At 68.3% G+C, this 24,191-nt stretch carries 25 protein-coding genes; 10 read left to right on the top strand and 15 right to left on the bottom strand.

Annotated features, from left to right (window positions below; all coding sequences use genetic code 11):
• On the bottom strand, positions 1 to 471 hold a 471-nt coding region (locus tag A9974_RS17820; protein ID WP_183005496.1), incomplete at its 3' end, for a DNA-deoxyinosine glycosylase.
• Positions 472 to 680: 209 nt separating this feature from the next.
• On the opposite strand from A9974_RS17820, the gene A9974_RS17815 reads away from it, so the two are divergent.
• The 4 genes from A9974_RS17815 (at position 681) to A9974_RS17800 (ending at position 3,745) form a co-directional block, all read left to right on the top strand.
• Positions 681 to 1,544, top strand: coding sequence for a pirin family protein (locus tag A9974_RS17815; RefSeq protein WP_183005495.1), 864 nt, complete (start codon positions 681 to 683; stop codon positions 1,542 to 1,544).
• Positions 1,545 to 1,811: 267 nt separating this feature from the next.
• Positions 1,812 to 2,102 (top strand): type II toxin-antitoxin system RelE/ParE family toxin, encoded by a 291-nt coding sequence (locus A9974_RS17810; protein WP_183005494.1) that lies wholly within the window; start codon positions 1,812 to 1,814, stop codon positions 2,100 to 2,102.
• On the top strand, positions 2,053 to 2,361 hold the full coding sequence (locus A9974_RS17805; protein WP_183005493.1) for a DNA-binding transcriptional regulator: 309 nt from the start codon (positions 2,053 to 2,055) through the stop codon (positions 2,359 to 2,361). The genes A9974_RS17810 and A9974_RS17805 overlap by 50 nt, the downstream gene beginning before the upstream one ends.
• Positions 2,362 to 2,701: 340 nt before the next feature.
• Positions 2,702 to 3,745: an AraC family transcriptional regulator gene (locus A9974_RS17800; protein ID WP_183005492.1), complete on the top strand. Its 1,044-nt coding sequence runs from the start codon at positions 2,702 to 2,704 to the stop codon at positions 3,743 to 3,745.
• Between the two features lie 94 nt (positions 3,746 to 3,839).
• On the opposite strand, the gene A9974_RS17795 is transcribed toward A9974_RS17800, so the two are convergent.
• The 11 genes from A9974_RS17795 to A9974_RS17745 all read right to left on the bottom strand — a co-directional run bounded on the left by A9974_RS17795 (position 3,840) and on the right by A9974_RS17745 (position 15,713).
• The gene (locus A9974_RS17795; protein WP_183005491.1) at positions 3,840 to 4,262 is read right to left on the bottom strand and encodes a hypothetical protein; all 423 of its coding nucleotides are present in this window, start codon (positions 4,260 to 4,262) and stop codon (positions 3,840 to 3,842) included.
• A 17-nt stretch (positions 4,263 to 4,279) separates the two neighbouring features.
• Positions 4,280 to 4,654 (bottom strand): glutathione S-transferase N-terminal domain-containing protein, encoded by a 375-nt coding sequence (locus tag A9974_RS17790; RefSeq protein WP_183005490.1) that lies wholly within the window; start codon positions 4,652 to 4,654, stop codon positions 4,280 to 4,282.
• A gap of 96 nt (positions 4,655 to 4,750) precedes the next feature.
• Positions 4,751 to 5,644, bottom strand: coding sequence for a transporter (locus tag A9974_RS17785; RefSeq protein ID WP_183005489.1), 894 nt, complete (start codon positions 5,642 to 5,644; stop codon positions 4,751 to 4,753).
• Positions 5,641 to 7,269: an NAD(P)/FAD-dependent oxidoreductase gene (locus A9974_RS17780; RefSeq protein ID WP_183005488.1), complete on the bottom strand. Its 1,629-nt coding sequence runs from the start codon at positions 7,267 to 7,269 to the stop codon at positions 5,641 to 5,643. The genes A9974_RS17785 and A9974_RS17780 overlap by 4 nt, the downstream gene beginning before the upstream one ends.
• Positions 7,270 to 7,354: 85 nt before the next feature.
• Complete coding sequence (locus tag A9974_RS17775; RefSeq protein ID WP_183005487.1) at positions 7,355 to 7,864, bottom strand: flavin reductase family protein; 510 nt, start codon at positions 7,862 to 7,864, stop codon at positions 7,355 to 7,357.
• Entirely contained in the window at positions 7,864 to 9,105 is a 1,242-nt protein-coding gene (locus tag A9974_RS17770) for a styrene monooxygenase/indole monooxygenase family protein (RefSeq protein WP_183005486.1), read from the bottom strand. The genes A9974_RS17775 and A9974_RS17770 overlap by 1 nt, the downstream gene beginning before the upstream one ends.
• Positions 9,106 to 9,173: 68 nt before the next feature.
• Entirely contained in the window at positions 9,174 to 9,962 is a 789-nt protein-coding gene (locus tag A9974_RS17765; protein WP_183005485.1) for an SDR family oxidoreductase, read from the bottom strand.
• 219 nt (positions 9,963 to 10,181) lie between these two features.
• Positions 10,182 to 11,282 (bottom strand): alpha/beta hydrolase, encoded by a 1,101-nt coding sequence (locus A9974_RS17760; protein WP_183005484.1) that lies wholly within the window; start codon positions 11,280 to 11,282, stop codon positions 10,182 to 10,184.
• Between the two features lie 49 nt (positions 11,283 to 11,331).
• A complete protein-coding gene (locus tag A9974_RS17755) occupies positions 11,332 to 11,961 on the bottom strand; it encodes a class I SAM-dependent methyltransferase (protein WP_183005483.1) in 630 nt (209 codons plus the stop codon).
• A 130-nt stretch (positions 11,962 to 12,091) separates the two neighbouring features.
• Positions 12,092 to 13,948 carry a phosphoenolpyruvate carboxykinase (GTP) gene (locus A9974_RS17750; protein ID WP_183005482.1) on the bottom strand — a complete coding sequence of 619 codons (1,857 nt, stop codon included), beginning with the start codon at positions 13,946 to 13,948 and terminating at the stop codon, positions 12,092 to 12,094.
• A gap of 142 nt (positions 13,949 to 14,090) precedes the next feature.
• Positions 14,091 to 15,713 carry an acyl-CoA synthetase gene (locus A9974_RS17745; protein WP_183005481.1) on the bottom strand — a complete coding sequence of 541 codons (1,623 nt, stop codon included), beginning with the start codon at positions 15,711 to 15,713 and terminating at the stop codon, positions 14,091 to 14,093.
• 94 nt (positions 15,714 to 15,807) lie between these two features.
• Here A9974_RS17745 and A9974_RS17740 point away from each other — a divergent pair, with 94 nt between their 5' ends.
• On the top strand, positions 15,808 to 16,533 hold the full coding sequence (locus A9974_RS17740) for a TetR/AcrR family transcriptional regulator (RefSeq protein WP_183005480.1): 726 nt from the start codon (positions 15,808 to 15,810) through the stop codon (positions 16,531 to 16,533).
• Here A9974_RS17740 and A9974_RS17735 read toward each other — a convergent pair.
• Positions 16,497 to 17,408 (bottom strand): SDR family oxidoreductase, encoded by a 912-nt coding sequence (locus tag A9974_RS17735; protein WP_183005479.1) that lies wholly within the window; start codon positions 17,406 to 17,408, stop codon positions 16,497 to 16,499. The genes A9974_RS17740 and A9974_RS17735 overlap by 37 nt on opposite strands.
• A 140-nt stretch (positions 17,409 to 17,548) precedes the next feature.
• Between A9974_RS17735 and A9974_RS17730 the strand changes: the two genes are divergently transcribed.
• The 5 genes from A9974_RS17730 (at position 17,549) to A9974_RS17710 (ending at position 22,539) form a co-directional block, all read left to right on the top strand.
• Positions 17,549 to 18,340, top strand: coding sequence for an enoyl-CoA hydratase/isomerase family protein (locus A9974_RS17730; protein WP_183005478.1), 792 nt, complete (start codon positions 17,549 to 17,551; stop codon positions 18,338 to 18,340).
• Between the two features lie 82 nt (positions 18,341 to 18,422).
• Positions 18,423 to 19,799, top strand: coding sequence for an MATE family efflux transporter (locus tag A9974_RS17725; protein WP_183005477.1), 1,377 nt, complete (start codon positions 18,423 to 18,425; stop codon positions 19,797 to 19,799).
• A gap of 137 nt (positions 19,800 to 19,936) precedes the next feature.
• Positions 19,937 to 21,229 (top strand): Zn-dependent hydrolase, encoded by a 1,293-nt coding sequence (locus A9974_RS17720; protein WP_183005476.1) that lies wholly within the window; start codon positions 19,937 to 19,939, stop codon positions 21,227 to 21,229.
• A gap of 31 nt (positions 21,230 to 21,260) precedes the next feature.
• Positions 21,261 to 21,596 carry a co-chaperone YbbN gene (locus A9974_RS17715; protein WP_183005475.1) on the top strand — a complete coding sequence of 112 codons (336 nt, stop codon included), beginning with the start codon at positions 21,261 to 21,263 and terminating at the stop codon, positions 21,594 to 21,596.
• Between the two features lie 13 nt (positions 21,597 to 21,609).
• Positions 21,610 to 22,539: a DMT family transporter gene (locus tag A9974_RS17710; RefSeq protein WP_183005474.1), complete on the top strand. Its 930-nt coding sequence runs from the start codon at positions 21,610 to 21,612 to the stop codon at positions 22,537 to 22,539.
• Positions 22,540 to 22,548: 9 nt separating this feature from the next.
• Here the strand turns inward: A9974_RS17710 and A9974_RS17705 are convergent, their stop codons facing one another.
• Both A9974_RS17705 and A9974_RS17700 read right to left on the bottom strand, forming a co-directional pair.
• Positions 22,549 to 23,451 carry a DMT family transporter gene (locus A9974_RS17705; RefSeq protein WP_183005473.1) on the bottom strand — a complete coding sequence of 301 codons (903 nt, stop codon included), beginning with the start codon at positions 23,449 to 23,451 and terminating at the stop codon, positions 22,549 to 22,551.
• Complete coding sequence (locus tag A9974_RS17700) at positions 23,442 to 24,176, bottom strand: GNAT family N-acetyltransferase (RefSeq protein WP_183005472.1); 735 nt, start codon at positions 24,174 to 24,176, stop codon at positions 23,442 to 23,444. Before A9974_RS17700 ends, A9974_RS17705 begins: the two co-directional genes overlap by 10 nt.
• Between the last annotated feature and the right edge of the window lie 15 nt (positions 24,177 to 24,191).

The raw sequence follows: 24,191 nt of genomic DNA, 5'->3' as shown, positions 1-24,191 counted from the left end.
GGTGGAGGGAAGGTCCAGGAATTGCAGGGGATGGGCGGGGGTCAGCTGCGGCAGCACGTGGCGGCGGTAGAGGGCGGCGGCCTTGGTGCCGTTAAAGCAGATACGGATAACGTGGGGGTGGGCCTGGAGGAAGGACGCGAAGTCGTTCGGGACCAGAGTGTCGGGGCGGATGGCGGCGTCCAGGCTGCCGGGGCGTTCGCAGGTTTGCAGGACGTCCCAGAGAGCAATGCGGGCGTGTTGCAGGGCTTGCAAGCGGTGGAGGTAGTCGGCGGCGGGGGGAAAGCCCAGGACTTGGGCGGCGATGGGCCAGAAGGCGTTGCGGGGATGGGCGTAGTAGCGGGTCTGCTTGAGCGAGGCGATGCCGGGCATGGAGCCCAGGATCAGGATGCGGGCGTCGGCGGCGGCGACGGGGGGAAAGCCTTGGACGTGATGGGACGGCTCGTTCATGGCGCGGTCGGCGAGGAAACTCATGGCGCAAGGATACGCGAGGAGGACGCGGGCTCATGACGCCGAATCTTGATGGAGCCCCGTGAAGGCGGACGGATGACGTTGGCATTGCCGCTGTCCTATTCATGGAACGGTGCTTATCAATGCCGGGGCTACCGGAACAGGGGTATCGCCCTTATCTTGATAGGTATGACGAACGGCCCCGCAGGGGCCGCGCAACAGGAAAGACGATCATGAAGAAGATTCTGGGTGTGCATGCCAGCGCGCGTCCCCACTGGGTGGGCGACGGTTTTCCGGTGCGCTCGATGTTTTCTTATGGGGACAAGGGCAAGGATGTCAGCCCGTTTCTGCTGCTGGACTACGCCGGTCCGGCGCAGTTCACGCCAGCTTCGCAGCCGCGCGGCGTGGGTCAGCATCCGCACCGCGGGTTCGAGACGGTGACCATTGTCTACAGCGGTGAAGTCGAGCATCGCGATTCCACCGGCAACGGTGGCGTGATCGGGCCGGGCGACGTGCAGTGGATGACGGCGGCGTCGGGAATTCTGCATGAAGAGTTCCATTCGCCGGCGTTCACGCGCCAAGGCGGCGAGCTGGAGATGGTGCAGCTGTGGGTGAACCTGCCGGCCAAGGACAAGAAGGCGCCGGCGGGCTACCAGAGCCTGCTGAACGCGGACATTCCGGTGGTGGCCTTGCCGGATGACGCGGGTTCGCTGCGGGTGATCGCGGGCAGTTTCGCGGGCCAGACCGGGCCGGCGCGCACGTTCACGCCGATCGACGTGTGGGACGTGCGGCTGACGGCGGGCAAATCAGCGACGTTCGACATTCCGGCGGGCCGCAACAGCATGCTGGTGATGCTGCGCGGCACGGTGCTGATCAACGGCGAGTCGGTGGCGCGCGACGCGCAACTGGCGCTGTTTGGCCGCGACGGCGAGTCGATCACGGTCGAAGCGAACAACGACGCGCTGTTCCTGGTGCTGAGTGGCGAGCCGATCGATGAGCCGGTGGTGGGTTATGGACCGTTCGTGATGAATTCGCAGGCGGAAATCGTCGAGGCGATCCAGGACTTCAACGCCGGCAAGTACGGGCAGATGCATTGACGCCCGGCAGGCACGGGGCTGCAAGGCCCTGACCGCCCGCCGATGATCGCGGCATCGCGATACTGCGCGGCCCTTCCGTTACGGAAGTGGCCGCGCTTTCTTTTGGGGTGGACATAAGCATCGCAGTAGGCGGGACGGCAGCACTCGTATCGCGATATGGTCCCGCAACGGACGAGCACAAGCGCCCGAACGACCTTGGCGGGCTCGGAAAAATCGGACTGACGCGCGGGCAAAACTATGCCCGTATCGGGTATATTTTGAGAATGCTTGCTCCACAAGTTGCGAGTCGCCCGCCCCGGTGCCGGAAAGCGCGGCGGCTATCGCACACTGGTATCGGCTCGAATGGGGCATCTGTACGTATTCCTGTATGGATTCTCCAAGAATGACCAAGAGACCCTCACGTGTGACGAGCAACGGGCACTGCAATTCGCAGGAAAGGTATTTCTTGAACTGACCGCGCAAGCGCTATCGACGGCGCTGCGGTCAGGGGTGTTATTGGAGGTGCATTGTGAGCGAACTGATCGAATCACTGCGCGGCGATCTGGCCTCGCTTCATGAAGCCGGCGCAATCGGCAAGGTCACCTTGCGCGAGTTCGATGCCCTCTGCCCGCCACCTCCGCCGGTACGGGCGTTCGGCGCCACGGATATCCGGCGCCTGCGGGAAGCCTTGAATTTCAGCCAACCGGTATTCGCTCGGTATCTGCACACCACCGCATCGACCGTGCGCAAATGGGAGCAAGGCGATACCCGCCCTACCGGGCCGGCGCTCAAGCTGCTCAACATCATCGCCAGCAAAGGGCTGCTGGCCATCCTCTAAGGCAGGCCGACAGGATGCCCGGCGCGACGGCCTGTCTGTATCGCTGGCCCCGGCATCCCCGATGCGCGCCGATGCTGCGTTGCAGCGGGATACGGCGCGGTCCTGAGCAGACCCGGCGCGCATCCGCCCTCCGCCGGTTTTCCGCAGTCCGCGGATAGCCGCCGCAAAAAACGGATAGTTTCCTCGCCCTCAGGACGGGTTTTCCAGCAGTTCGACGGGGCCGGGCCCGCTTTACTATGGGGGCCATCAAAAGGTCCGCGGCCGCATAGGCGCGACGGGCCTGGGACCCCGGTGGCGGCAGGCCGCCGGACACCAAGACAAGAGCGAGGGAATCCCGGCCATGCTGAACACGATGCAGTCCGATGCCGGCACGTCATGGCAGTCGGTCGAGCCGCGGCCGGCCGGGTGGCGGATCGATGCGGTGCTGGCGATGCCGGCGCAGCAGCTGTTCGCGTCGGGCGATCTGGATGAAGCGCGCTCGATGGTGGGCCGGGTGATGCGGCCGCACCTGCTGGGGGTGGTGGGGCCGCGGCAACGGCTGGATGCGCGCATGCATCACCAGCCGCTGGGCGAGGTATCGCTGAACCGGCTGCACTACGGCGCGAATGTCGAGATCCGGCCGGGGCCGCTCGAGGACTTCTTCCTGGTGCAGATGCCGCTGTCGGGCACCGCCACGATCGAAAGCGGCGCGCAGCGGGTGGATTCCACGCCCGACGTGGCCTCGGTGGTCAGCCCCGACGACGACCTGGCGATGCGCTGGGCGGACGACAACGACCAGTTCATGCTGCGCATCGGCCGCTCGCTGCTGGAGCGCACGCTGGTGGGCCATCTGGGCTGCACGCTGGACCGGCCGCTGCGGTTCCAGCTGGCGTTCCGCTGGCGCGACTGCCCGGCCTGGCGCTGCCTGATGGCGTATCTGCTGGACTGTTCCGCGCAGCACGGCGACCTGGCCGAGCACAAGCTGATCGTGCACCAGATGGAACAGCTGGTGGCCGCCACCTTGCTGTCCGCCCTGCCCCACAACTACAGCAACGCGCCCGCCGGCCGCCGCGCCGCCGTGCTGCCGCGCCATGTGCGCTGCGTGCAGGACTACCTGCAGGCGCACGCGCACGAACCCGTCAGCGCCGAGCAACTGGCGCGCATCGCCGGGGTCAGCGTGCGCAGCCTGTACGCGGGCTTCAAGGAATTCCTGGGCGTGAGCCCGATGCATTATCTGCGCGACCTGCGCCTGGAACGCGCGCACGCGGAACTGGTGTCGGGCGAATGCCAGAACATCGCCGGCGTGGCGCTGCGCTGGGGCTTTGCCCACCTGGGCCGCTTCAGCGCCAGCTACAAGGCGCGCTACGGCGAAAGCCCCAGCCAGAGCCTGCGCCGGCGCGCCTGAATCCTGGTGGCGCCACGCGCCGCGATCTCACGCCGGCGCATCCCCAGAGCCATGCGCCGCACCCTGCCGGATACAGGGTTGCGGCTGAAGCCGCTCAGTGCGGCTTCCAGGTGAGCCCGTCGGTGGAACGGTATTCAGGGTTCCCGGTGCAGCAGCCGCCGGCGCCAAACGCCTGGCGGCCAAGAAAGACCTTCGCGACGCCCTTGTTCACCGTCAGTTCCTGGCGAATGCAGAGGGTGGGCAGCGGATAGAACTCGCCCTCGAGCACCAGCGTCCAGGCCACGTTGCCGCCCTCCGCCGGATCCACCTTGTAGACCTTGCACTCGTGGACGAGCAGATGAATGGGCTTGCCCGCCAGCGTGCCCTGGAATTGCAGCGCCGCCGGAGTTTCCTGCGTGGCGATGGTCTCGGCGGTGAGCTTGGATCCGGCGGGTGGTTGCGGCAGCGACGGCTCGCAGCCCGCCAGCGCAACGGCCGCGCACAAGGTCAGGGCCAGGCTGCGGACGGCGAGAGTCATGTGGGGGAACGCCGGGGTCAGGCCACGTTGGCGTAGCGTTGTTCGAGGTAGGCAATGATGTCGCTGGACTCGTACATCCAGCGCGTGCCGCCCGCTTCCTCGATGCGCAGGCAAGGCACTTTCACCTTGCCGCCGCCGGCCTGCAGCTCGGCGCGCGCCTGGGGATCGCCCTTGGCGTCGCGCAGCGCGATCGGCAGGTTCAGCCGGTGGATCGCGCGCCGCGTCTTGACGCAGAACGGGCAGGCATGAAACTGGTAGAGCGACAGCGCGGCGGCTTGCGCATTGACGCTGGCCTGGCCTTGCGCCGACCGCTGCTGCGGGCGTGGGCGCGTCAACGCGTCGCCAAGAACAATCAGCTGGCCCACACCGACACGCAAGGCTTTCACAATCATGGATGGCAACTTGAAACGAAGAGAGGCCTTGAGTCTAGCCCATTCACAGCGACAGGCGGATTATCCGCATCCCCGCCGGGCCCGCCGCACGCTTTCCTAGAACGGAATCGCCAGCTTGACGTAGAGCTGCGCACCTTCCGGACGGTTCTTGACCTGGAATTCCTGCTGCCACTTGGCGGTAAAGAGCCAGCCGCGGTCATTCATGTAGCGCACCGACGGGCCGACGCCGAAGGCGCGGGCGCGGCCAGCGGCGCTGTTGGGGCCGTTGTCGTCGGTGACCTGCTGGAACGCATGGCCGCCCACGCCCAGCACCCAGCCCTTGCCCACGCCCCAGCCCACCGCGTAGTCGGCGTGGATGGCCTGCCCCGAGCGCGTGTCGGTGGCCGAATTGCGGAAATTGAAGTCATACATCAGCTTCAGGTCGGCATTCAAGCCGTCGGGGCTGATGCGGCTAAGCGCGAACACGGGCTGCGCGGTCCAGTAGTTCTTGCCCAGGCTGGACGGGTCGGTGCGGCTGTATTCGCCGGTGGGCGCGTACATGTCCAGCCCGACCACGTAGTGCAGCGATTCGGACAGGTGATAGCCCAGCGCCACGCCCAGCGTCATGTCGCCCAGGCCGGTGCTGCGGTAGCGCTGGCCGCCGGCCTTGAAGGTCACGTCCAGCAGCGGCGCGATGGCATGAAAGGCCAGCTGGCCGCCCAGCACCTGCTGCGGCGTTACCCAGATCAGGCGCGGCGCCAGCACGTTGACGTCGACCTTGAAGTCCGGCACCGGCAGGCGTTCGCCGTCGTTGCCGCGCAGCTTGTTGTAGCGGGCGCCGCCGCCGTAGATCAGCATGTGCACGCCGGGCGGCGGCAGCGCGCCCGACATGAAGTTCTCCAGGCCGTCCGGATAGATGCCCAAGCCGCCGCCTTCCGTGGCTTGCGCCGCGGTGCTTGCCAACGCCAATGCCGCGGCGCAAGCCAGCCGGCGTGTCAGGTGTCTCTTCATGTTCCGCTCCTGCCCCCGCGGGGCGCGAGATGTTGCGCGACGAAATAGCCGGAACCGCCGCCCAGTCCGGGGCCCGGATGGGTGGCGGCGCCGATGTGGAAAAGATTGCGCAGCGGCGTGCGGTGGGCGCGCGCCCCGTGGCTGCCGGCAAAGGGCCGCAGCCAGAAGAACTGGTCGGGCGAGCAGACGCCGGCATACGGATCGCCGCCCACCAGGTTGCAATTCAGCGACTCCAGGTCGGCCGGGCAATAGCTGCGGCGGCCGACGATGCGGGGCGCCAGGCCCGGCATGACCTGTTCCAGGCGCGCCTGCACCCGGTCCGCCATCGCTTCGCGCAGCGCCGCGGTCCAACGCCCGTCGGCGGGCGGCGCGATCAGTCCGGCGGCATCGCCCTTGATCCGCACCGGCAGTTCCTGCATCTGCACCCACAGGATCCAGCCGCCCGCCGGCGCGCGCGACGGATCCACCGCCGTGGGCTGGCCGATGGCCAGCGTGGGCCGGGCTGGCAGCAGGCCGTTGTTGGCCTCGGTCACCGACGCGCAGACCTGTTCCATGCTGTCGGTCAGGTGCACCAGCGGCACGTGGCGCAGTTCCGGCGTGCGCCAGTCGGGCGGCGCATTCAAGGCGAAATGGATCTGCATGCCGCCGCGGCCATGGCGGTAGCCGGCGGCGCGGCGGCGCACAGGTTCGGGCGCGTCCGGCAGCAGCGTGCCGTAGAGCTGGCCGGGCACCACATTGCACACGACCGCTTCGGTGGCGCGGAACTCGCGTCCGTTCGCCTGCACGCCGGCTGCGCGGCGGCGGCGGCCTTCGCCTTGCGTCAGGACGCGTTCGACCGTGGTGCCGGTCAGCAAGCGGCCGCCGTGCTGTTCGATCACCTTGGCCAGCGCGTCGACCACGCCTTGGCTACCGCCCTTCACCACCGGCATGCCGCCCGCCACCACCGCGGCGAAGGTCAGCTTGCCGATCAGCGCCGAACAGGCGTCGTCCGGGCCCAGTCCGGTATGCAGCACCCACGGCGCGATCAGCGCGCGGGCCGCGTCGGACCGCAGCTCGCGGTCCGACCAGCGCCGGAAGCTCTCCAGCGAGTCGGCGGCAAATGCCATCAGCCCGTCCAACCCGCGCCGGCGCCATTCGTTGAACAGCAGCTTGAGCATGCCAGCGCCATAGGGGTTCTGGCCCAGCAGCCCGAAGGTCAGCGCCGCGTCCTGGCCGAACAGGCGCTGCGCCATGGCGCCGAACGCCTGGCCGTCCCCCGCCGCCCAGGCCTCCAGGCGCCGCACGCTGTCTTCGATGTCCTGCTTCAAGGCGATGCCGCTGCCGTCCGGCAGCGCCAGGCCCGTCGTGTAGCCGCACTGCGCGAACTCCAGGCCGGCGGCATGCAAGGCGGGCTTGAGCGCGGCATAGGCCGGACTGCCGACAAACAGCGGGTACCAGCTGGACAGTACGTCGTGGTGATAGCCCGGGAACAGTTCCTCGGTGCGGATGCAGCCGCCCAGGCGATCGTTGCGCTCGAGCACCAGCACCGATTTGCCGCGCTGCGCCAGCAACGCGGCGCACACCAGTGAATTCATACCGCTGCCCACCACGATGATCTGGGCGTCGGACGTACAAGAGTGAGTCATGATGGGATCAGGTCGGTTGCGTCAAGCCTGGGACGCGGGTTGGGTTCGCCAGCGCGGCGGGCCGGTCCGCATGGATCCGGTTACGTCAATCCGGTTGCAGCAGCTCGGTGAACCGCCCCGCGTGGAACACCAGCGGCGTGGCCGCCTGGCTGGCCACGCGCAGCACCCGGCCGAACAGCAGCAGGTGGTCGCCCGCCGGACTTTGCTGGTCGTTGGCGCAGACCAGCGTGGCCACGGCGCCGGCAATCGCCGGCACGCCCTCGGGCACCTCGTGCAACGTGGTGCCGTCGAACTTGTCCGGCACGGCCGGGTCGGCAAAGCGCCGCGCCAGCGCCTCCTGGCCGCAGGCCAGCACGCTGATGGTGAAGTGGCGGCAATCGCGAAACGCCTCCAGGTTGGGCGACCGGTTCACCAGGCTCCACAGCACCAGTGGCGGGTCCAGCGACAGCGAGGCGAAGGAATTGATGGTCAGCCCGACCTTGCGGCCGTCGGCGCAGCGCGTGGCCACGATGGCCACGCCGGTCGGATAGCTGCCCAGCACGCCACGCAGGACCTTGGGGTGCAGGTCGGTGCTGCCCCAGTCCAGGGCCGCCATCACGCAGCCGCCCGCGGTGATTTGGCGGCGATGAAGGCTTCGCACGCCACCGGATCGCTCCACCACGGAAAGAAGCTGGGCGGATGGTTGAACCCGTTGGCCACTGCATGGGCCAGTTCGGGCGCGCCGCCCGCGGCCTGCAGCAGTTGCAGCAGGTGCGGCGGCGGGGGCAGCAGCATCGAGTTGGTCCAGTCCACCACGGCGCTGGCGTAGTCCCAGAAGCGCTCGAAGGTCTGCTGCATCCACTGCGCCGTGAATTCGCCATCGCCGTGCGCCAGGATCGCGTCCAGGTAGACGGCGCAGGCCTTGGTGGCGTTGTTCGAGCCCTGGCCCGTGATCGGGTCGTTGGTGACCACCGCGTCGCCCAGCCCGAACACCAGCCGGCCCGACGGCAGCGTCATCACCGGCTTGCGCACGGTGGGCGCGAAACTGCCGGCCAGGATGCCGTTGGCGTCGGTCAACTCCACCGAGGCGCAGCGCTCGGCCTCCCACGGCAGGAAGGTGTGCAGGATGTTCAGGCTTTGCAACAGGTGTTCCTGCGGCGTCTTGACGTCGCGCCAGCAGTCCATGGGGCCGCCGGGCACGCCCTCGAACACCATGATCTCGCAAGGGCCGCCGGTGGTCAGCGCGGGAAACACGAAATACTCGCCCACGCCCGGGATCAGGTTGAAGGCCACGCGCGAGAACGCCGGCGCGGGCGTCATGCCGGACACGTAGGTCAGCGCCAGGGCGCGCTGCGGCTTGTCAAAGCGCGAGCGGACCGGGTCGCGTTCAAACAGCTTGACCACGTCGCCCTTGCCGGCGGCCAGCAGCACCAGATCGTGCGAGGCGGCCAGGATTTCCAGCTCGGCCACGCCGCCGTCCTGAATCAGCAGGCGGCCGCCGCGGGCCGCGAACCGTTCCATCCAGGCCGGCATCTTGATGCGCTGGTCCACCGCCTGCGCCGGCTTGTCCAGGCGCGCGGCCCAGTCGATCAGCTTGTGCCCGGGGCGTTCGGGATGCGGCACGGCCAGGCCGATGCCTTCGACGGGCGGGCACTGGGCTTCCCATTGGTTCAGGCCCAGGTCGCGTTCGATCTGCAGCGAGGCATCGAACATGCACTGGCTGGACATGACCTTGCCCTGGCGGATGTTGTCCGGTTCGCGGTTGGTGACCACGGTGACGTCATAGCCTTTGTCCAGCAGGCCCAATGCCAAGGGCAGTCCAGCCTGCCCGCCTCCGACGATCGCAATTCGACGCATGTGCGTTCTCCTGTTTTGGTGCCGGCCCGCCTGACGCGGCGGGCCATTGCATGGGGTTCGGGCGCGCCTTATTCGGCCAGGCGCGGGATGGCGGGACGGGCCTGTTCCGGACCCATGGCGGAATAGCCGCCGTCGGCGGCATAGTCGGCGCCGGTGACGACGCTGGCGTGGTCGGACAAGAGGAAGGCGACGACTTCGGCCACTTCGGCGGGATCGCCCACGCGGCCCAGCAGGTGGTAGTCGGCGGCCACGCGGTCGGTCTTGGCGCGGTCACCGCCGGTGATCTCGTCCATGACGCGGGACCAGGTCCAGCCGGGAGACACGGAATTGACGCGGATCTTGTCGCCGGCATAGTCCATGGCCAGGCTGCGGGTGACTTGCAGCAAGGCGGCCTTGGAGACGGGATAGAGCCAGCGGCCGGTCTGGGCGACGCGCGAGGAGATGCTGGTGAAGTTGACGATGGCCCCGCCGCCGGCCGCGGCCAGGTGCGGGTGGACGGCGCGGGCGGCCATCACGGCGCTGACGACGTTGATGTCCAGGGCGCGCAGCCAATCGGCGCGGCCGGAGGCGGCGCCGTCGTCCAGGTAGGTGGCGGCCAGGTTGACCAGGAAGTCGATGCGGCCGAAATGGGCGGCGGCCTCTGAAACACCGCGGGCCAGTTGGGCGTCGTCGGTGATGTCCAGGGGCCAGAAGCGGATGGCGTCGGGGTCGGTGGCGGCAAGACGCTCGCCGCCGGCCGTGTCGATGTCGAAGACAGCGACGCGCACACCGTAGGCGCGCAGCGCGGCGACGACGCCGGCGCCGATGAGCGTGGCGCCACCCGTGACGATGGCGGTTTTGTGAGCCAGACCTTTCATTGCGGGACCTCGTGGAAGACGGGATGACGAGGTGAATGGTGGCCTGGCTGGCGCGGGAGGGACTAGCCGGATTTGGCGGCGCCTATCCGCCGGGTGCAGGGATTTGAGGGGGAGTTGATGTGAGGCGGGGCGATTGTCCGGGAAGTGCCGTGGGTATCCGGATCTGGCGGGGGCCGGCGGCGCCTGGGGCCCAGGCGGACGCGCGCGGATCCGCCAGGTCTACTGCCGGGTCGCCGCACACGTCGCCGGAACCGGGCGGTCGAACAACACGGCGATGCCGCAAGCCGACGTGAACATCCCCAGGTTGTCGTGCCCCACGCCCGGCACTTCCACGACGCGCTGATTGAAGGCGGCGGGGTGGCGGTTCTTCAGGTAGTCGAAATAGGCGCGGCCGCGTTCGAGTCTGTTGGGGCCTTGCGCCATGCCGCCGCAGGAACGATCGATGAAATGGGTATAGGGGTCGGTGTCCGCCTGGCCCAGCAGATACACCACGTGCTTCCTGGCGTATCTTGCCTCGACCTCGGCAGGGTTTTGCGACGCGACATACGGCGGACCGCCGTCAAGTTGATACTTCCATTTCGTCGCGCTGGGGCAGGCCTTGTCGGGGGACGGCGAGGGCCGCTCGTCGCTGAAATAGACGTAGCTGGAAGGATTCGCGACGACATAGCGTATGGGCACGCCGCGGCGCTGCAAGGACGCCCCGCCTTTCCCTACCGCGGCATATCGCTGGACAATCTGGGCGCCGGCGGAATGCCCCATCACGACGATATTCTTCAGGGCGGGATAGCGCTTCTTGTCCGCGAAGTGATCCAGCAAGCCGTCAATGGCCTCGAACGAGCTGATCGGCGCCGGGGCGATGGCGGGCTCGCCGCTTTTCCAGCCCTCTTGGGTCCACGTCAAGGTACTGGCGGACATCGAGAATTTCTCGACATCCGGTGCGGTCAGGAACTGCGGGGCGACGACCATCACGCTGCCGTCCGGCGTGCCGGCTCCCGACACGATTTTCTTGCCCGTCTCGAAGTAGGTGTCGGCGTTGCGCAGGGTGCCATGGACCACGATCAGCACGGTCGATATCTGCGGGGCTGGGGCGTTGATATCGCTGGAGGCGTAAAGCGGCAGCGCCCCCGCGCCGGCGGAACCCTTTACCGCCAGCTCCTGATTCGCAACCTGTTTTACCGGTGCCTCCAGCTTCGACGTTTTCGGCGCAGTGCTCTGGGCGGCGCTCGGGGCCTCGTGCGTTGCGCATCCGGTGGCGGCCATGAGCAGCGGCCCAAGCAGCACACACCATTTGAGGGATGCCAGGAATGTTCCCATTTTCATTGCCACGCTCCAGATCACATGGTGAATCAAGACTTCCAGGGCTTCGTATTCAATCCACGCGGCGCCATACGCTGGCCAGCCAGGGCTGCTGTTCCCTGGGCAGGCCGTCGGGGCGGTAGTAATGCTCAAGCTCCTCGAAGCCCGCGTTCTGCAGCAAGGCGCGCCAGCCGTCCAGGTCGTGGTAGGCGCCGTAGCGGCCGCGGTTCCAGCCTTCCTGGTTGCCGCCGCGGGGGTTGGAGCTGAACAGGACGCCTCGCGGTTTGAGCGCGGCGCGCAGGTCTGTCAGGACGCGGGGCAGTTCCTGGCCGGGGACATGAAACAGGACGGCGTTGGCGAAAATGCCATCAAAGCGCGCCCGCGGCAGGGACAGGTGCAGGAAGTCCTGGTGCCAGACTTCGCAGCCGCTGGCCTGGCGGGCCATCTCGACGAAGCTGGGAGTGCCGTCCAGGCCCACCGGGCGGTGGCCCAGCGCGGCGAAGGTCTTCAGGTCGCGGCCCGGGCCGCAGCCCAGGTCGAGAATGTCGAGCGGCGCCTGGCCTTCGATATGGCGCAGCAAGGCGGCGATGTTCTGGCTGACGTCGTGGTCGCGGGTGCCGGCCTCGAATGACTGGGCGCTTTCTTCGTAGTGAGCCAGCGTCAGGGACGTGATCTTGGCAAGGTCTTGGGCATCGAGTTTCATGGGACGATTGTGCCGTAGTTCGTTGCGGTGCGACGCATTGCACGGGGTCCGGTTCTGGCTCGGACTCGCCGCCACGAAAAAGCCGCGCACGTCATCGTGCGCGGCTTGGGCTGCGAACGCGCTGGCAGCATCACGCGGCCAGGCGGCCTTCGATCTTGACCTTGGTGGCGGGCAGGTCTTCGGGCAGGCCCTGGGCCAGTTGGCCGAACAGTTCGTCGTGCAGGGCCAGCTCGTCGCGCCAGGCGCCCGAGTCGACCGACATGATCTGATCGAACTTGTCGGGGCTGAATTCCAGGCCGGTCCAGTCGATGTCCTGGTAGCTGGGCGACACGCCGAACACCTGGTCCACCCCGCCGGCCTGGCCGTCGATGCGGCCGAGCATCCAGCGCAGCACACGCATGTTTTCGCCGAAGCCGGGCCAGACGAACTTGCCGTCGGGACCCTTACGGAACCAGTTGACGCAGTAGATGCGCGGCAGCGTGGCGCCGGCGGCTTCGAGCTGCTTGCCCAGCTTGAGCCAGTGGTTGAAGTAATCGCTCATGTTGTAGCCGCAGAACGGCAGCATGGCGAAGGGATCGCGCCGCACCACGCCCTGCTGGCCGACGGCCGCGGCGGTGGTTTCCGAGCCCATGGTGGCGGCCATGTAGACGCCTTCGACCCAATTGCGCGCTTCGGTGACCAGCGGCACGGTGGTGGAGCGGCGGCCGCCGAAGATGAAGGCATCGATGACCACGCCCTGCGGGTTTTCCCATTCGGGGTCGATGGACGGGCACTGCGCCGCGGGCGCCGTGAAGCGCGCGTTGGGGTGCGCGGCCTTGCGGCCGGTTTCGCGGGCGATGGCCGGGGTCCAATCCTGCCCTTGCCAGTCGATCAGGTGGGCGGGCGGCGTGTCGGTCATGCCTTCCCACCAGACGTCGCCGTCGTCGGTCAGGGCAACGTTGGTGAAGATGACGTTGGCCTTGAGCGTGGCCATGGCGTTGAAGTTGGTCTGCTCGCTGGTGCCCGGGGCCACGCCGAAGTAGCCGGCCTCGGGGTTGATGGCGTGCAGGCGGCCGTCGGCGCCGGGCTTGATCCAGGCGATGTCGTCGCCGATGGTGGTGACCTTCCAGCCGTCCATGCCTTGCGGCGGGATCAGCATGGCGAAGTTGGTCTTGCCGCAGGCCGACGGGAAGGCGGCGGCCACGTGGTACTTGCGGCCCTTGGGCGAGGTGACGCCCAGGATCAACATGTGTTCGGCCAGCCAGCCCTGGTCGCGGCCCATGGTGGACGCGATGCGCAGCGCGAAGCATTTCTTGCCCAGCAGCGCATTGCCGCCGTAGCCCGAGCCGAAGCTCCAGATTTCGCGGGTCTTGGGGAAATGGACGATGTACTTGGTGGGGTTGCAGGGCCAGGCCACGTCGGTTTCGCCGGCGGCCAGGGGTTTGCCGACCGAGTGCACGCACGGCACGAATTCGCCGTCGGCGCCCAGCACGTCATAGACCTGCTTGCCCATGCGCGTCATGATGCGCATGTTGACGGCCACGTAGGGGCTGTCGGACAGCTCGACGCCGATATGGGCGATGTCCGAGCCCAGCGGGCCCATGGAAAACGGCACCACATACAGCGTGCGGCCCCGCATGGCGCCGTCGAACAGGCCGTTGAGCGTATCGCGCATGTCGGCCGGATCGGCCCAGTTGTTGGTGGGGCCAGCTTCTTCGGCGCGATCCGTACAGATGAAGGTGCGGTCTTCGACGCGCGCCACGTCGGACGGGTCGGAACAGGCCAGGAATGAATTGGGCCGCTTGGCGGGATTGAGGCGGCGCATGGTGCCGGACCGGACCATCAGTTCGCACAGGCGATCGTATTCTTCCTGCGAACCATCGCACCATTCGACGCGATCCGGCTTGGCCAGCGCAACGACGCTGGCGACCCAGTCGATCAGGCCGCGATGCTTGACGTACGCGGGTACGTTCAAGGCCGCCAGGCCCCCGTCCAAGGGTTTATTCATTGGGGTTATCTCCATACTAAGACTAATGGCGATACGGCCCCGTTTGCATGGGGCCGTATACATGTTTGCGCCATCATACTTGCAGCGCTAGGTTGGCCGTCAACCCAACCAGACGGACGAGTTTGTCACGGGTTGAGACGGCTCAGGCATGGCTGCCGTCGCGCAGCGCCCGGCGGATGATCTTGCCCGTGGCGGTGGTGGGCAAACTGGTTACAAAGCGGATCCTGCGCGGGTATTCATGCGCCGCCAGGCGGGTGCGCACGTGCGCCTGCAAGGCTTTGACCAGGGCGTCGTCGCCGTCGACGCCTTCGTTCAGCACCACGTAGGCCATCACGATCTCGGTGCGCTCGGCGTCGGGCACGCCCACCACCGCCGCCATGCGCACCGCGGGGTGGCCGATCAGGCAGTCTTCGATGGGCGCGGGGCCGATGCGGTAGCCGGCGCTGGTGATCACATCGTCGTTGCGGCCGACGAAGCGGATAAAGCCCTCGGCGTCGCGCACACCCAGGTCGCCGGTCAACAGATAGTCGCCCGCGAATTTCTCGGCCGTGGCTTGCGGGTTGTTCCAATAGCCCAGGAACATCACCGGGTCGGGCCGCAATACGCCGATGTTGCCTTCTTGGCCATCGGCCATTTCGCCCCCCTGGTCATCCACGATGGCGACCCGGTGCCCGGGCGCGGCGCGGCCGATGGCGCCGATGACGGGGTCGAACAGCGACGAGCACGACGACACCAGCATGTTGCATTCAGTCTGGCCGTAGAACTCGTTGATGGTCACGCCCAGCACCCGGCGGCCCCAGTCGATCAGCTCGGCGCCCAGCGATTCGCCGCCGCTGGCCACCGAGCGCAGCGCCAGCGTGCCCGGCGCGGGCGGGTTGGCCATGCCGCGCATCATCTTGAGCGCGGTGGGCGGCAGAAAGGTATGCGTGACTCCATGGCGCGCCATCAGGTCGAACGCCGAGGCGCCGTCGAATTTCTCGAAACGCCGCGCCAGCACCGGCACGCCGTGGTGCCAGGCCGGCAACAACACGTCCAGCAGGCCGCCGATCCAGGCCCAATCGGCCGGCGTCCACATCAGCCGCGCCTGCTCGGGAAAGAACTCGTGCGACATCTCCACGCCCGGCAGGTGACCCAGCAGCACGCGGTGCGCATGCAGCGCGCCCTTGGGCTTGCCGGTGGTGCCCGACGTATAGATGATGACCGCCGGGTCGTCGGCGGCGGTCGCCACCGGTTCAAACGCCTCGGACTCGGCATCGAGCGCGTCATGGAACGGCAGGGCCCCGCCCTCGCCCGCGCCGTCGATGCAATAGACCACCTTCAGGTCCGGCAGGCTGGCGCGGATCCCGGTCAGGCGCCGGCAGCCTTCGGCGTCAGTCACCAGTGCCGCGGCGCCGCTGTCGGCCAGGCGGTACTGGATGGCGTCCACGCCAAACAGCGTGAACAGCGGCACCGCCACCGCGCCCAGCTTGTAGACGCCGATGTGCGTCACGGCCGTCTCGGGCGCCTGCGGCAAGTACACCGCTACCCGGTCGCCGCGGCCCACGCCCTGGCGCCGCAGCGCATTGGCCAATTGATTGGAGCGCGCCTTGATCTGGTCAAAGCTGTAGCGCGTCTGCGCGCCATCGCTCTTTTCGTGGATCAGCGCCAGGCGGCCGCTACCGTCGGCCCACTTGTCGCAGGCGTCCACGCCGATGTTGTAGGCCGCCGGCACGCGCCATCGGAAGGAAGACGTCAATTGCGCGTAGGTGTCGGTTCTGGACAGCATGATGAGGGGTCTCCGTGTCGTTATTCTTGTGTTCGTGTCGTTATGATAGTGGGCGTCGATCACACCCGAATCCGTCCGCCCCGCCCTCTGCCCCATGGAAAAAACCGCTCCCGTCCCGATGCGCCGCCTGCCGGCCAGCGCCAAGTCCGAACAACGGATCCGGGACATCCTGCGGGTGGCGCGGCAGGTGTTCTCCGAGGCGGGCTTCCAGGCCGCCACCACCACTGAGATCGCGCAGCGCCTGGGGGTGTCCGAAGGCACGGTGTTCACGTACTTCGGCGGCAAGCGCGAGCTGTGCGTGCGCGTCATCAGCGACTGGTACGACGAAATCATCGCCAAGGTCGAAGACAGGCTGCCGCACGTGCAGGGCCCGCGGGCCCAGTTGCATTACCTGGTGCACGCCCACCTGCGCCACCTGCTGGCCGAAGGCACCGGGCTGTGCGCCTTCATCCTGTCCGAAGGCCGCGCCCGCAACGACGATTTCGGCGAGGTCTACGCCGGCCTGCAGCGCCGCTACACCGCGCCGCTGATGCGCATTCTGGCGCAGGGCCAGGCCGACGGCCACATCCGCCAGGACATGCCGCTGCGGCTCCTGCGCTCGGCCGTGTACGGCCCGATGGAACACGTGCTGTGGGACGCCATCCTGCGCGACGCGCGAGTCGACGTGGCGGCCACCGCCGACCAGCTGGTCGACTTCCTGTGGCAGGCCCTGCAACCGCCGCAGCGCGACGCGCTGGCGTTGGCGCGGTTTCGCGGTGAAGTGCAAGACGCCCTGCATCGGCTTCAGTCTTCCGAGAACAAGGACGGCGGCGAATACTGAGGAAAGCCGTCGTAGGCCAGGCTTCTCTCGGCCGGCCGCAGCGTCCACGAATGGCGCGCGTTCGGCACCCCGCCATCCACCCGGATGACGCTGCCATTGATGAACCCCGCCGCGGGTGACAACAAGAACACCACGGCCGCCGCCAGTTCGGCCTCGGTGCCGAAACGCTGCAGCGGCACCTTGGTCCTGAGTTCGCGCAGCACCTGGCGATAGTCCTCGTCGTAGCTGTCCATGCCGCTGGACGCGATCCAGCCCGGCGCCACCGCGTTCACCCGCACGCCGGCATGGGCCCATTCACAGGCCGCGGTTTCGGTCAGGTTCCAGACCCCGGCGCGGGCCGCGCCCGAATGCCCCATGCCGGGCATCCCGCCCCAGATGTCAGCCAGCATGTTGACGATGGCCCCGCCGTGCTGGCGCATGTGCTGCACATAGACCTCGCGCGCCACCAGGAAGGTGCCGTGCAGGTTGTTCTGCACCACCGCGTTCCAGCCGTTGAAGCTGATGTCTTGCAGCGCCGCCGGAAACTGGCCACCCGCGCAATTGAACAGGCCATCGATGGCGCCGTGCGCGGCCAGCGCATCGGCCACCGCGCCGCGCACGCCGGTTTCGCCGCGGATGTCGCAGGCGTGCAGCGTGACGCGGCCGGCGGCCTCGGGATAGATGCGCGTGATCTCGTCGCGCGCGGCCTCCAGCTTTTCCGGCTTGCGGCCCACCAACGCCAGGCCCGCGCCCAAGGCGGCCAGTTCGTGCGCGGTGCAGCGGCCCAGCCCACTGCCGCCGCCGGTCACCATGACGGTCTTGCCGTCGAACAGGCCGGGCCGGAACACCGACGCGTAACGCGCTGCGGCGGCATCGCCGCCAGGGGTAAGGCTCATGTCTCGCTCCATCGCTTTCTTTTTTTGAGGATAGCTCAATATTTATCGAAAAAACATCCTGGCATAGCGTATGACCCTATGGATTCAACGACTGCATTCAGGTTATTAATTGAGCATAAATCAATAACCAGGAGACCCGCATGGCTACGCAAGCCCCGCTGGAGGCCGCCGTCGACGGCCCCGTCGCCCGCCTGACGCTGAATCGCCCCGATGTGCGCAACGCCTTTGACGACACCCTGATCGCGGCCCTGAGCGCGGCCATGCGGCAGGCGGCGGATGACCCCAAGGTACGCGTGGTGCTGCTGACCGGCGCGGGCAAGGCCTTCTGCGCCGGCGGCGACCTGAACTGGATGCGCAAGATGGCCACGCTTACCGACGCCGACAACCGCGCCGACGCCACCCGTCTGGCCGGCATGCTGCGCGCGGTGTGGTCCTGCTCCAAGCCAGTGGTGGCCGCCGTCAACGGCGACGCCTACGCGGGCGGGCTGGGCCTGGTGGCCGCGTGCGACATCGCCATCGCCGCGGACCACGCCCACTTCTGCCTCTCGGAAACCCGCCTGGGCCTGCTGCCGGCCACCATCAGCCCCTATGTGATCCGCGCCATGGGCGAGCGTGCCGCCAACCGCTACTTCCTGACCGCCGAGCGTTTCGACGCCGCCGCCGCGTACCGCATGGGCCTGCTGCATGGCGTGGTGCCGGCAGCCGACCTGCACGACGAGGCCGAGGAAGTCTGCCGCGCCCTGTGCGACAACGGCCCGCAGGCCGTGCAGGCCAGCAAGCGGCTGGTGCGCGACTTCGCCGGCCGGCCGCTGGACGCGGACCTGATCGCCGACTCGGTCGAACGCATCGCCGCCGTGCGCAGCTCGGACGAGGCCCGCGAAGGCGTGGGCGCGTTCCTGGAAAAGCGCGAACCCGCCTGGCGCAAGCGGTGAAGCCCCGGACGCGGCAGGGGGAATCCTCGGGTTAACCCCGACCAGCGTCTAAGATGCGGTCTCTAATAACAAGAGACCCTGCATGCCCCTCGCCCGCCGCGCCGCCTGGAAACGTGAAATCATCGCCACCTTGCTGCTGGCCCTGCCGCTGGTGTTGACCAATCTTGCCCAGATCGCGATGACCGTGACGGACGTGATGTTCATCGGCCACCTGGGGTCGCAGCCGCTGGCTGCCAGCGCGCTGGGCGCCAACCTGTATTCGGCCATCGCCTTTTTTGCGCTGGGCCTGGTCAGCGCCACCGCGCCGATGGCCGCCCGAGCCGAAGGCGCGCGGCGCAATTCGGTGCGCGACGTGCGCCGCACGGTGCGCCAGGGCTTCTGGAGCGCCGTGCTGATTTCCGTGCCGGGCTGTCTGGCGCTCTGGTATGGCGAACACATCCTGATCCTGCTGCGCCAGCCGCCCGAACTGGCCGCGCTGGCCGGCGAATACCTGCGCGCGCTGCTATGGGGCATGCCGCCCTTCCTGGGGTTCCTGGTACTGCGTTCGTTCATGGCCGCGCTGCAGCAACCGCGCTGGGCCTTCATCGTCGCGGTCGGAGCGATCCTGTTCAACGTGCTGGGCAACTGGGTGCTGGTGTTCGGCAACCTGGGCTTTCCGGCGCTGGGCCTGATCGGCGCGGGCGTGGCCAGCGCGCTGGCCAGCCTGTGCCTGTTCCTGGGCATGGTGATCGTGGTGCTGCGCGACCGGCGTTTTCGCCGCTACCGCCTGTTCGGCGAGTTGTTCGAACCCGACTGGAAGCGGCTGAAGGCGTTCTGGAAACTGGGCCTGCCGATCGCGGTAGCGACCGCGTTCGAGGTCACCATCTTCAATGCCGCGGCCTTCCTGATCGGCTGGCTGGGAGAGGCCGAACTGGCCGCGCACGCCATCGCCATCCAGATCGCCAGCGTCACCTTCATGATTCCCTACGGCGTGGCGCAAGCCGCGACGGTACGGGTCGGCCACGCCCAGGGCGCGCGCGACCCCGCGGCCGTCACGCGCGCCGGCTGGAGCGCGTTCGGCCTGGGCATCGGCGCCATGGTGATCGCCGCCCTGCTGATGGTGACGGTGCCTTATGCGCTGGTGTCGGTGTTCATGGATGTGCACGACCCGGCCAATTCGCGGGTGCTGGCGTTCGCGGTCAGCTACCTGGCCGTGGCCGCCGTGTTCCAGATCGTGGACGGCGCGCAAGTGCTGGGCGCGGGCATGCTGCGCGGTCTGCACGATACCCGCGTGCCGATGGTGTACGCGGCCATCGGCTACTGGGGCGTGGGTTTGCCCTGCGGCGCCTGGCTGGCCTTCCAGGCCGGCTGGCGCGGCGTGGGCATCTGGAGCGGATTGGCGATCGGCCTGGCGGTGGTCGCCGTGCTGATGATGCAACGCTGGGCCCGGCGCATGCGCCTGGGACTGGTTGCCGCGTGATGCGCCGCTCGTCGCGAGGCCCCGCCCTCTTCCCGCCTCCAGGCGGGGTCGAATCGTGTCGCAGCACCGCCCGGTCCGCGTTGCCCTGCATGCCATAATCGCCGATGCTTTTCCCGGAACGTCCCCTGCCTCACGCCATGCCTTCTTCCTCCCCTGCCTCTTCTACCGCCCCCGTCTCCTTTCCGCCCCTGAACGCCGAACGCCTGTGGGCCCGCGTCGAAACCCTGTCGCGCTTCACCGTGGCCGATCAGCCCTGGACCCGCCGCGCGTTTTCGCCACTGTTCCTGCAAGCGCGCGCGTGGCTGCGCAGCGAATTCGAGGCCGCGGGCCTGACGACCCGCCTGGATGCCGGCGGCAACCTGATCGGCACCCGCGCCGGCCGCAACCCCGCTCGCAAGCCGATTGCCACCGGCTCGCACTGCGACACCGTGCCCAGCGGCGGACGCTTTGACGGCATCATCGGCGTGCTAGCCGGCATCGAGGTCGCCCACACGCTGCAAGAACACGGCATCGAACTGGAACACGACTTCGAGGTCATCGACTTCCTGTCCGAAGAACCCAGCGACTATGGCATTTCCTGTGTCGGCAGCCGCGCGCTCAGCGGCCAGCTCAGCGCCGACATGCTGGCCGCGTGCAACGCCGACGGCGAAACCCTGGCCCAAGGCATCGCCCGCATCGGCGGCGATCCAGCAGCGCTCACCGCGCCCCTGCGCGGCGCCCACGGCACCGCGGCCTTTGTCGAACTGCACATCGAGCAGGGCCCCGTGCTGGAAAGCCGCCAGTTGCCCATCGGCGTGGTCACCAACATCGTCGGCATCCGCCGCGTGCTGATCGTGGTCGAAGGCCAGCCCGACCACGCCGGCACCACGCCCATGGACATCCGCCGCGACGCCCTGGTCGGCGCGGCCCGCATCATCGACGCCGCCAGCCGCCAGGCCAGCGCCGCCAGCGGCAATCCGCACTACGTGGTCGCCACCGTCGGCAAGCTGGCCATGACGCCCAACGCCGCCAACGCCGTGCCCGGCCGCGTCGAACTGACGCTGGAAATGCGCAGCGACAGCAACGCGGTGCTGGATGCGTTTGCCGAAACGTTGATGGCTGCCGTCGAGCAAGACCTGAAAGCGCTGCGCCTGACTGCCGGCTTCACGCAACTGAGCCGCGCCCAGCCCACCGACTGCGCGCCGCTGGTGATGGATGCGGTGAAGGCCGCCGCCGACCAGCTGGGCTACGCCAGCATGCGCCTGCCCAGCGGCGCCGGCCACGATGCGGTCTACATGGCGCCTACCGGCCCCATCGGCATGATCTTCATCCCCTGCCTGAACGGCCGCAGCCACTGCCCCGAAGAATGGATCGAACCCGCCCAGCTGCTGGACGGCACCCGCGTGCTGTATCAGACGGTGCTGGAACTGGACCGGGTTCTGTCTCGTTAACGCTTGCGCCAACCAGGACACTCTTGACGCCATGGAACAGATAGAACTGAACGACAGCACTGCCGACCGCTACCTGCTGGACACCCCCGGGCTGACCCTGCTGGTGTTCCACAGCCGCACCTGCGGCACCTGCCGCATCGCGCGCGAACAGCTGCCCAAGCTGGACCTGCCGGTCGAACGCGTGTGCTGGGTCGATGCCGGCGACAACGGCGGCCTGGTCCAGCGCTACGAGGTCTTCCACCTGCCCGCCATGTTCGTCACGCGCGACGGCGCATTCTTCGGCCCGGTGCAATCGACCCTGGCCGAATGGGACCTGCGCCAACAGATCGGGCTGGCGCTGGACAGCTACCCCGCCGAACTGCCTTGAGCCGGGGCGCGCCATGACACCCCTGCGCCGTCCGCTGGACACGCTGGCCACCAGCGTCATGCTGGTGCTGTGCATCTGCTGGGGCTTCCAGCAGATCGCCATCAAGCTGGTGGCCGCCGACATTTCGCCGATCATGCAGGTCGGCCTGCGCTCGGCGTTCGCCGCGCTGGTGCTGGCCGTCTTCGTCTGGCGCAGCGAAGGCCGACGCGCGCTGCGCGACGGCACGCTGGGCGCCGGCCTGCTGGTGGGCGGGCTCTTCGGCCTGGAATTCCTGGCGGTCGCGCAAGGCTTGGTCTACACCACCGCCTCGCACATGTCCGTGTTCCTGTACACCGCGCCCATCTTCACCGCGCTGGGCCTGCACTGGCGCATGCCCGAAGAGCGCATGACGCCGCTGCAGTGGCTGGGCGTGGCGGTGGCGTTCGGCGGCATCGCGGTGGCGTTCCTGGGCAATGGCCGTCCGCAAGCCGGCGGCAGCGACATGCTGCTGGGCGACGGCCTGGGCCTGCTGGCCGGGCTGCTGTGGGGCGCCACCACGGTGGCGATCCGCCGCAGCGCGCTGTCGGAAGCCGCGCCGTCCAAGACGCTGTTCTATCAGATGGCGGTGGCCGCCGTGCTGCTGCTCGGCTATGCCGCGGCAACGGGCAACGCCGGCATCCGCTATACCCAGGCGGCCGTGCTCAGCGTGGCATTCCAATCGGTGGTGGTGGCGCTGTCCAGCTACCTGGCGTGGTTCTGGCTGCTGCGCCGCTACCTGGCGTCGCGCCTGTCGATCCTGTCGTTCATGACGCCGCTGTTCGGCGTGTCGTTCGGCGTGCTGATCCTGGACGAGCCGCTGGACGGCGCCTTCGTCGTGGGCGCCTTGATGGTGCTGGCCGGGATCTCGCTGGTCAGCGGCGCGGGCCTGCTGCGCGAAAAACTGCGGCGCGCGGCCAAACCCTGAACGGCCGTGCTAGCCCGCCCCGCGCGCCAGGCTTTTCTTGCCCCCCAGGTTCAGCACGATCAACGCCGCCCCCGCCAGCACCAGCGCAAAGCCCCACCAATCGGCCGGGGCCGGACGATCGCCCACCAGCGCCATCGCGCCCAGCACGCCCACCACCGGCACCATCAGCGTCGTCAGCGCCGCCACCGTGGCGCTGACCCGTTCGCTCAGCACGAACCACAGCCAATACGCCACCGCCGTGCCCAGCACGATATGGAACGTCAGCGCCGCCGCCACCCGGCCATCCCACCCTTGCACGGGAAACGACTCGCCGGCCAGCAGCACACCGGCCAGCGCGCAGGCCGCGCCCACCACCAGTTGCCAGGCCGTCACCACGATGCGGTGCCCGGCCACCGGCCAGCGCTTCAGGTAGACCGTGCCGGCGGCCCACCCGAAGGCGGCGGTGAGCGGAAACACCAGGCCCCGCGCAGCGGCCAGGTCGTGTTCGCCGAAGACGGCGCGCAGCACCGGCCAGGCCAGCACCGCCACGCCCAGCCCGCCCAGCAGCAAGGCCAGCCCGCGGCGGCGGTCCAGGCGTTCGCCCAGCACCAGCCAGGCCAGCAGCGCCGACATCATCGGCATGGTGAAGGTCAGCACCGCCGCGCGCGACGTGCTGGTGCTGAGCTGCGCCCAGGCCACCGCCAGGTTGAACACCGCCACGGCCAGGATGCCGCCCACCACGATGCCCAGCCACGAGCCGCGCGGCGGCAGCAGCGGCAGCCGCTTGGCGCGCGCCAGCGCCAGCAGCAGCAAGGCGCCGCTGCCCAGGCCCAGCAGGCGCAGGGTGAACGGCGGGCAGATCGACAGCACGATCTTCACCGCCGGCCAGTTCAGGCCCCAGAACAGGGCCAACGCCACCGGGATCAGGCGCACGCGGCCTTTTCCTGGGCGATCAGGTCCGCCAGGCCCTGGCGCTGGCCGCCTTCGGCATCGAAGTTGGCGGGGTTGAGCCAGTGCTCGTAGGCGGTGCGCAGGGCCGGCCATTCGCTGTCGATAATCGAGAACCAGGCCGTGTCACGGCTGCGGCCCTTGTACACGGTCGCCTGGCGGAAGATGCCTTCGAACTGAAAGCCGAGGCGGGCGGCGGCGGTGCGCGACGGCGCGTTCAGGCTGTCGCACTTCCATTCGTAGCGGCGGTAGCCCAGTTCATCGAACACGCGGCGCATCAGCAGGTATTGCGCCTCGGTCGCGATGCGGGTGCGCTTGAGCAGCGGCGAGAACGCCACGAAGCCGACCTCGATGACGCCGTTGGCCGGATCGATGCGCATCAGCGACAGCGAACCAACGGCGCGTCCGGTGGCCAGGTCGATGACGGCGTGATGCATCGGATCGCTGGCGGCGTGCGCCTGCGACTGCTCGGCGAACTGGCGGTACGCCGCCGCGTCGGCGAAGGGGCCCACGCTCATGTAGGTCCAGTCGCGGCCATCGGGCGCCTGGCTGAACGCGTGAAACAGGTCGGCCGCATGGCGCTCGGCGGATAGGGGCTCCAGGCGGCAATAGCGGCCCTCGATGGGCGTCACCGGAGGACGCGGGCGCGGCGTCCAGCCAGGCAGGTCATGGCCGATGGGTTGTTGAAAAGCATTGACGCGGGGTTGCATGCTTGCTGAGCCTCA

Source organism: Achromobacter sp. UMC71 (assembly GCF_014170305.1).
Taxonomy (GTDB): Bacteria; Pseudomonadota; Gammaproteobacteria; order Burkholderiales; family Burkholderiaceae_B; genus Achromobacter.
Note: the sequence above shows the minus strand (reverse complement) of the source record. Positions and strands in the feature narration are given on the sequence as shown.